Source organism: Streptomyces sp. SID12501, assembly GCF_010550245.1.
In the GTDB taxonomy this organism is placed as follows: Bacteria; Actinomycetota; Actinomycetes; order Streptomycetales; family Streptomycetaceae; genus Streptomyces.
The window spans coordinates 284,885-293,261 of record NZ_JAAGLU010000009.1; the positions used below are offsets into that span (position 1 = coordinate 284,885).

Annotated in this window: 7 protein-coding genes; 6 read left to right on the plus strand and 1 reads right to left on the minus strand. The window is 68.5% G+C overall.

The features are described from left to right. The first annotated feature begins 54 nt into the window (after positions 1–54). From G3I71_RS13550 to G3I71_RS13575, 6 genes are all read left to right on the plus strand, one after another. Positions 55–1,260, plus strand: coding sequence for a helix-turn-helix domain-containing protein (locus G3I71_RS13550; RefSeq protein ID WP_164314347.1), 1,206 nt, complete (start codon positions 55–57; stop codon positions 1,258–1,260). 89 nt (positions 1,261–1,349) lie between these two features. Beyond that, on the plus strand, positions 1,350–2,306 hold the full coding sequence (locus G3I71_RS13555; protein WP_164314349.1) for an ACP S-malonyltransferase: 957 nt from the start codon (positions 1,350–1,352) through the stop codon (positions 2,304–2,306). A gap of 15 nt (positions 2,307–2,321) precedes the next feature. Further along, a complete protein-coding gene (locus G3I71_RS13560) occupies positions 2,322–3,317 on the plus strand; it encodes a ketoacyl-ACP synthase III (protein WP_164314351.1) in 996 nt (331 codons plus the stop codon). A gap of 83 nt (positions 3,318–3,400) precedes the next feature. After that, positions 3,401–3,649: an acyl carrier protein gene (locus tag G3I71_RS13565; RefSeq protein ID WP_164314352.1), complete on the plus strand. Its 249-nt coding sequence runs from the start codon at positions 3,401–3,403 to the stop codon at positions 3,647–3,649. Positions 3,650–3,761: 112 nt separating this feature from the next. After that, positions 3,762–5,033: a beta-ketoacyl-ACP synthase II gene (fabF, locus tag G3I71_RS13570; RefSeq protein WP_164314354.1), complete on the plus strand. Its 1,272-nt coding sequence runs from the start codon at positions 3,762–3,764 to the stop codon at positions 5,031–5,033. A 177-nt stretch (positions 5,034–5,210) separates the two neighbouring features. Beyond that, positions 5,211–7,682, plus strand: a complete 2,472-nt coding sequence (locus G3I71_RS13575; protein WP_164314356.1) for a tetratricopeptide repeat protein — start codon at positions 5,211–5,213, stop codon at positions 7,680–7,682. A gap of 14 nt (positions 7,683–7,696) precedes the next feature. Here the strand turns inward: G3I71_RS13575 and G3I71_RS13580 are convergent, their stop codons facing one another. After that, positions 7,697–8,236 (minus strand): hypothetical protein, encoded by a 540-nt coding sequence (locus G3I71_RS13580; protein WP_164314358.1) that lies wholly within the window; start codon positions 8,234–8,236, stop codon positions 7,697–7,699. Positions 8,237–8,377 lie beyond the last annotated feature (141 nt).

Here is an 8,377-nt window from a genome sequence, read left to right on the forward strand (position 1 = left end):
ACCACCGTAGACCCGAGGCCGCACGCTCCCGTCCCGATAAGGCAGTCTTGTTCCGTGCCCGAACCCGAATCCCACCGCCCCGAGCCCACCGCACGTCCCGAGCACCCCCATCCGGCGACTCTGAAGCGGCTGGAGAAGTCGTCCGGGAGTCTCGCGGCGCAGGCGATCACGCGCATGGACGAGACGCTGTCGTGGTACCGGGCCATGCCCCCGGAGAACCGTTCCTGGATCGGGCTGGTCGCCCAGGCCGGTATCGCCGCCTTCACCGAGTGGTTCCGGCATCCCGATGCTCCGCAGGCCATCTCCACGGACGTCTTCGGTACCGCTCCCCGTGAGCTGACCCGGGCGATCACCCTGCGCCAGACCGTCGAGATGGTCCGTACGACCATCGAGGTCATGGAGAGCGCCATCGACGAGGTGGCCGCTCCCGGTGACGAGTCCGTGCTGCGCGAGGCACTGCTCGTCTACGCCCGGGAGATCGCCTTCGCCACCGCACAGGTGTACGCCCAGGCCGCCGAGGCACGGGGTGCCTGGGACGCCCGGCTGGAGTCGCTCGTCGTCAATGCCGTGCTGAGCGGGGAGGCCGACGAAGGGGCCGTTTCGCGGGCCGCCGCGCTCGGCTGGAACTCGCCCGACCATGTGTGCGTGGTGCTGGGCACCGCGCCCGACGGTGACAGTGAGCTGACCGTCGAGGCGATCCGGCGGGCCGCCCGGCACGCCAAACTGCAGGTGCTGACCGGGGTGCTGGGCGACCGGCTCGTCGTCATCGCGGGGGGCGACGACAATCCGCTCGCCGTCGCCAAGGCGCTGATCGGGCCTTATGCCGCCGGGCCCGTGGTCGCGGGGCCGATCGTGCCCGACCTGCTCGCCGCCACCCGGTCCGCGCAGGCCGCCGCGGCCGGCCTCAAGGCGTGTTCCGCCTGGCAGGACGCACCGCGTCCGGTGCTGTCGGACGATCTCCTGCCGGAGCGCGCGATCGCCGGCGACCCGGGGGCGCGCGACCAGTTGGTGGAGGAGATCTACAGACCGCTGGAGGAGGCCGGATCCGCGCTTCTGGAGACCCTCGCCGTCTATCTCGAACAGGCGAGCAGTCTGGAGGGCGCGGCCCGCATGCTCTTCGTTCACCCCAACACCGTGCGCTACCGGCTTCGACGTGTGACTGACGTCACCGGATGGTCACCTTCAGATGTACGATCCGCATTCACACTTCGGATCGCGCTGATCCTGGGGCGCCTGGCCGATGGGGATCACCAGCCCTAGGCTTTTGTCGGGGTTCTACAAAACCCCCTGCTGTTCTTCGTCCCTGTCCCCACGGGCGGCCGTGCCCGTACCCAAGAGAGAGTGTGAGAGTGCTCGTACTCGTCGCTCCCGGCCAAGGCGCTCAGACGCCCGGCTTCCTGACTCCCTGGCTCGAACTGCCCGGTGCCGCCGAGCGCGTCGCCGCGTGGTCCGACGTCATCGGGCTCGACCTCGCCCACTACGGCACCGAGGCCGACGCCGACGCGATCCGCGACACCGCGGTGGCCCAGCCGCTGCTGGTCGCGGCCGGGATACTGTCCGCCTCGGCACTGGGTGCCATGGGCGGCGACTTCACACCCGGCGCCGTCGCCGGTCACAGTGTCGGCGAGATCACCGCCGCCGCCTTCGCGGGCGTACTGGACGACACGGCCGCCCTGACCCTCGTACGCAAGCGCGGTCTGGCCATGGCCGAGGCCGCGGCCGTCACGAAGACCGGGATGGCGGCGCTCCTCGGTGGTGACCCCGAGGTGAGCGTGCGGCACCTGGAGAAGCTGGGGCTGACCCCGGCGAACGTGAACGGTGCCGGGCAGATCGTCGCCGCGGGTACGGTCGAGCAGATCGAGGCCCTCGTCGAGGACATGCCCGAAGGGGTGCGCAAGGTCGTCACGCTGAAGGTGGCCGGCGCTTTCCACACGCACCACATGGCTCCCGCCGTCGACGTCCTCGCCACGGCCGCCGCGTCGCTGACGCCAGGTGACCCCACCATCACGTACGTCTCGAACAAGGACGGGCAGACGGTCTCGGACGGCTCCGAGGTGCTCGCCCGGCTGGTCGGGCAGGTCGCCAACCCGGTGCGCTGGGATCTGTGCATGGAGACGTTCAAGACGCTGGGCGTGACCGCGTTCATCGAGGTGTGCCCGGGCGGCACCCTCACCGGTCTCGCCAAGCGCGCACTGCCCGGGGTGAAGACCCTGGCCCTGAAGACCCCCGCCGACCTCGACGCCGCTCGTGAGCTCATCGCCGAGTCGCTGACCTCGACCTCTGCCGCTGACGCGGCGGGCGCCTGAAAGGAGCCCCGAGCAATGTCGAAGATCAAGCCCAGTAAGGGTGCCCCGTACGCGCGCATCCTGGGGGTGGGCGGGTACCGGCCGGTCCGGGTCGTGCCCAACGAGGTGATCCTGGAGACGATCGACTCGTCCGACGAGTGGATCCGCTCCCGCTCCGGCATCGAGACCCGGCACTGGGCCTCCCCCGAGGAGACCGTCGCCGCGATGTCCGTCGAGGCGTCCGGCAAGGCGATCGCCGACGCGGGGATCACCGCCCAGCAGATCGGCGGCGTGGTCGTCGCCACCGTCTCGCACTTCAAGCAGACCCCGGCCGTGGCCACCGAGATCGCCGACAAGCTCGGCACGAACAAGGCCGCCGCGTTCGACATCTCGGCCGGCTGCGCGGGCTTCGGCTACGGCCTGACGCTGGCCAAGGGCATGATCGTCGACGGTTCGGCGGAGTACGTCCTTGTCATCGGCGTCGAGCGGCTGTCCGACCTGACCGACCTGGAGGACCGGGCGACCGCCTTCCTCTTCGGTGACGGCGCGGGCGCGGTCGTCGTGGGCCCCTCCCAGGAACCGCACATCGGTCCGACCGTGTGGGGCTCCGAGGGTGACAAGTCGGACACGATCCGACAGACCGTACCGTGGAACGAGTACGACAGTTCCGGCAAGTTTCCTGCGATCACGCAGGAGGGCCAGGCGGTGTTCCGCTGGGCCGTGTTCGAGATGGCGAAGGTCGCCCAGCAGGCGCTGGACGCGGCCGGGATCACCCCGGACGACCTGGACGTCTTCATTCCCCACCAGGCCAACGAGCGGATCATCGACTCGATGGTGAAGACACTGAAACTGCCGGAGCACGTCACGGTCGCGCGCGACGTGCGCACCACCGGCAACACGTCGGCAGCCTCGATCCCGCTCGCGATGGAGCGGCTTCTGGCGACCGGCGAGGCGAAGAGCGGCGACACCGCGCTCGTCATCGGCTTCGGGGCGGGTCTCGTGTACGCCGCGACGGTCGTTACCCTCCCCTAGGCACCTCGTCCCGGATCCTCGGACCCGGGACGGGGACAACTGCCAACCCTCTCTGGATAGATACACAAGAAGGAGCGCCTGCCATGGCCGCCACTCAGGAAGAGATCGTCGCCGGTCTCGCCGACATCGTGAACGAGATCGCCGGCATCCCGGTTGAGGACGTCCAGCTGGACAAGTCCTTCACCGACGACCTGGACGTCGACTCGCTGTCCATGGTCGAGGTCGTCGTCGCCGCCGAAGAGCGCTTCGACGTCAAGATCCCCGACGAGGACGTCAAGAACCTCAAGACGGTGGGCGACGCCACCTCGTACATCCTCAAGAACCAGGCCTGACCGCCGGGGCCGGCCCTTCGGCCGGCCCCCCAGCCCCGCCACCCGGCGGTGGCGCCGTTCTCCCCGCCTGTGCGGGGGTTGTCCTCCCGTATCCGTTGGAGAAGGAATTCCCGTGAGCCCGACCAATCGCACCGTGGTCGTCACCGGTATCGGCGCAACCACACCGCTGGGTGGCGACGTGGCCTCTACCTGGGAGGGTCTGGTCGCCGGCAAGTCCGGTGTCCGTCCCCTGGAGCAGGAGTGGGCGGCCGAGCAGGCCGTCCGTATCGCCGCGCAGATCGCCGTTGAACCGTCCGAGATCATTCCGCGGCCCCAGGCCCGCCGCCTGGACCGGTCGGCACAGTTCGCGCTGATCGCCGCCAAGGAGGCGTGGGCCGACGCGGGCTTCACCGACCGGGCGGGCGAGGGCGAGGACCCGGCCGTCGACCCGGACCGGCTCGGTGCCGTCATCGCCTCGGGCATCGGCGGAGTCACGACGCTGCTCGACCAGTACGACGTGATGAAGGAGAAGGGCGTACGCCGCGTCTCCCCGCACACCGTCCCGATGCTGATGCCCAACAGCCCCTCCGCCAACGTGGGCCTGCTCGTCGGTGCCCGCGCAGGCGTGCACACCCCGGTCTCCGCCTGCGCGTCGGGCGCCGAGGCCATCGGCTACGCCATCGAGATGATCCGCACCGGCCGCGCCGACGTCGTGATCGCCGGTGGCACGGAGGCGGCCATCCACCCGCTGCCCATCGCCGCGTTCGGCAACATGATGGCGATGTCCAAGAACAACGACAACCCGCAGGGCGCGTCCCGCCCCTACGACACGGGCCGCGACGGCTTCGTGATGGGCGAGGGTTCCGGTGTGGTCGTCCTGGAGTCCGCCGAGCACGCCGCCGCGCGCGGTGCCCGTGTCTACGCGGAGGCGGTCGGCCAGGGCATCTCGGCCGACGCCCACGACATCGTGCAGCCGGAGCCGCAGGGGCGCGGTATCTCGGCGGCCCTGCGGAACCTGCTGGCCAACAATGACCTGGACCCCGCGGAGATCGTGCACGTCAACGCGCACGCGACGTCGACGCCCGCGGGTGATGTGGCCGAACTCAAGGCGCTGCACAATGTGTTCGGCGCGGATGTCGACCACATGGCTGTGTCCGCGACGAAGTCGATGACCGGGCATCTGCTCGGTGGGGCCGGCGGTGTCGAGACGGTGGCGACGGTGCTCGCGCTGTACCACCGGGTCGCCCCGCCGACGATCAACCTCGAGAACCTCGACCCCGAGGCCGACGCGGACATCGTGCGTGGCGAGGCCCGCAAGCTGCCGGTCGAGGGCCGTATCGCCGCTCTCAACGACTCGTTCGGGTTCGGTGGGCACAACGTGGTGCTGGCGTTCAGGTCGGCTTGAACTCCCTCTGGTCCGTAGGTATTTCAGCGGCCCGTCTTCCGGCTTCGGCTCTTGGGAGACGGGCCGCGGCCTATTCTGGAACGTATGGGCAAGGGGGGACGGCTTTCACTGGTTATCGCGTCCCAGTGCAAGAGCCTGGGGCTGGGTAGGCGGCTGAAGTCCCTCACGGACGCGGCCGTGGAGCTCGATGCGGTCCTGCGGCAGGGGCCGGGCGACTGCGCTGCGGCCTTGCCCCTGCTGAAGGGACCGCTGATCGATCCGAGCCGGGACGCGTTGGACGAAGCCCTGGTCGACACCTTCGAACGGGCCAACCGGGAGCGGGCGTCACTGGTTCTCGCCTATATCGGCCATGGTCTGCGCGCCGATCGAGAGTACTACGTGCTGCCGAGCGACGCAGAGGAGGACCATGCTGCCCGGATCCCCCCTTATCCACTGGCATTTCGCATCGCGCGCCTGTTGTCCGGGCGTCCCCTGCTCAAGGGCCTGGTGCTGCTCCTGGACACCTGTGAATCAGGGCAGGGCGTGGCGAACGCGGCGGGTGGCTGGGCCGTCCTCAACGACGAGGACATGAACCGGCGCTTCCAGGTACTCACGTCGTCCAGTCTGGAGCCCTCGTACGACTGCGCGTTCTCCCGTGAAGCCGCTCATGTCCTGCGAACCGGACTGGTCCGACACGGTCAACGGCTGTTCTGCCCCGATCTGCGTGACGCCTTGGTCATCCGCGGCTCCCTCCCTCACCAGCCCGTCTTCCTGGGTTTCGACGGCGGCGAGGGTGATTCCGAGCTCTGGCTCGCGCGCAACAGAGCGCCCTCGGCGCTGCGGGACGAACTGCGGAACTTCCAGCCGACCACCGATGTGGACGCGACCGTGGCAGCAACCACGCAGTACCCACTGACCGTGGTGCGGGCCCCGGCGGGCGCAGGCAAGACGACGTTGCTGGCGGCGCTGACGCGCCCAGAACTCGAAAGGGCCATCCCCCGGGGGTTCGTACAGGCTTTGCACGAACTGCAGCCGGCGGACACAGCCGAGTCCGTGTCGCGGGCGCTGATCCGGCAACTACGCGAGACCGTCCCGGGTTTCAAAGAAGCCTGTGCGGGGCTGCCGGAGTTGGAGCAGGGGCAACTACTCCGGGAGGCTCTGGAACGACTCGGCTCGGACGTGCCCGTACGAATCGTCCTCGACGGCCTCGACCAGTTACGCGCCGATGCCCTGCCGGACATCCGCGACCTCGTGTCCCATCTCATCTGGCTCCAGGACCAGCGAATGCCCGGTGTGCGAGCCTTGATCTCCACCCGCCCGGAGATCACTCCGCCCTGGCCGCAGTTCGTGCCCGTGGACCTCGTCGCGGCTCACCAGCACACGATGGAAGCCTATCTGGACCGGCGCGGGGTGCACGAGGACGCCCGCCCTCTCGTCATCGAACGCAGTGGGGGCAACTGGCTGGTCGGAACGTTGCTCGCCGACTGGCTGGTGGACGACTACGCACTCGAAGATCTCCCCACCGGCGTCAACGACACCTACACGAAGCGGCTACGCGGGATTCTCGGCGGGGAACCCTGGGAGGGCTCGGCCATCAAGGCTGTCCTGACTGTCCTGGCCGTCGCCAGCGGCACCCTCGGCATTCCGCAACGGCTACTCGGACACGCGGCTGGGAAAGTACACCGCTCCGCCGACCAGAGTGCAGTGCTCACCGCCCTGGTCAGGCTCAACCCACTGATCGTCACCCACGTCCTGGACAGCGGGGAGAGCTCGTACGCACTGTTCCACCCCACGTTGCCGCAGTACCTTTCCGCGCGCAACGGGCGGCCTACGCAGGAATTCGACGTGGACACAAAGGCGGGCCACAGGGCGGTCGCGGAAGCGCTGCGCGCACTCGCTCCACGCGGCATGGAGACCTCAGAAGATCCGCTGTACGACTACGCCGCCGAGGCAGAGGCCCTCCATCTATGGGAGCAGAGCGACACACATGGGGTAGTGCAGTCGCTCATCGACCGAGTAGCCCGAGTGCCTCAGAGTAATCTCCAGCGCTGGTCCCACTGGCTGGAGCGCTTCGAACTCCGGCTGGCGCCCGACGACTTTCACGTGCTCACCGCGCGTGCCGGTGTCGCCAACTGGACCGACGCGTGCGGAGACTTCGACGGCGCGCTCACTCTCTTCGAGGAACTCGTCGACGATCTCAGAGGTGTGTTCGCGCCCGACCACCCCAATGCCGTCAGCTTCCTCGAGCTCCGCCGGGAGATCGCCGACTGGTTCGGCTTTCACGATCCCGCCATGGCACTTGGCCTCCACCAGGAACTCGTAACGGACTACACCAGGACCCTGGGCCCGTACTCCCCTGACACCCTCGCCATCCGCAACAACACTGCCTCCTGGACCAACAAGGCGGGCGACCCTGCCGCGGCATTGGATCTGTGGCACAAGCTCTTGGCCGACAGCGACGGCGCCCTGAGCTCCGGGCACGGCCTGCGCCTCACGATACGAAACGGCATCGCCATCTCCTTGGCCAGGACGGAGCGGATCGCTGCGGCCGTGGCTGCCTGGGGCACGCTACTCGAGGATGTCGAGGGGCAGTTGGGGGCCGACAGTGACCTGGCGGGCCACATCCGTGCGAACATCGTCCGCACGCTGAGCCCTCTGGTTCCGACGTGATCCTGGAACCGGCCTCAGCGCCGAGCCAGTCCTGTCCGCACGGCCTCGCCCGTCTGTCGCTTCGTCAGATACGACTGAGCACTGTGCGGATCATCCTCACCGTTGTCCAGTGTCCAGTCCGACACCAGAACACCGCGCGGGTCGGCAAACCGCTTTCGAAGGTCGGGCTCCGCTGCGACCACGTCGTCCTTGTCCACGAGATTGACCCAGCGCTGTACCTTCTTGGGGACCTCGTGATCGCCCTCCAGCCGGTCATAGACGATGCTGCGCAGGCCCAGCGGGGAGCCGAGGGTGAGCAGCAGGGGCAGTTCGCGGTCAAGGAGGAGCGCGGCTTCATAGGCCGCGACCGAGCCGAGGGAATGGCCGATGACAACCTTGGTGTCAGGTTCGATGAGGTCAGCGATCCGACTCTGCACCTCCCCGTACACATCGGGCTCGGTCATGTAGCGGGTGACCTGCACCAGCGAACGATTGACGAAGCGCTCGGCGAAGCCCATCCCCTTGAGGCCGAACCAGCGCAGCCGGGTCAGGGCCTTGACCGCCGGACGGCCCATTGCTTTCCTGCCCTGTACTACAGCCTCAGATCATGTGACTTCTGATCGTTGCTGACGTTGTCTGGACATGCTGGTTGATGTGAGTCTTGAGCAAGTCGATGGCTGGGCCGAGGAGTTGGCGGCGCTCACGGAAGGGCTGGG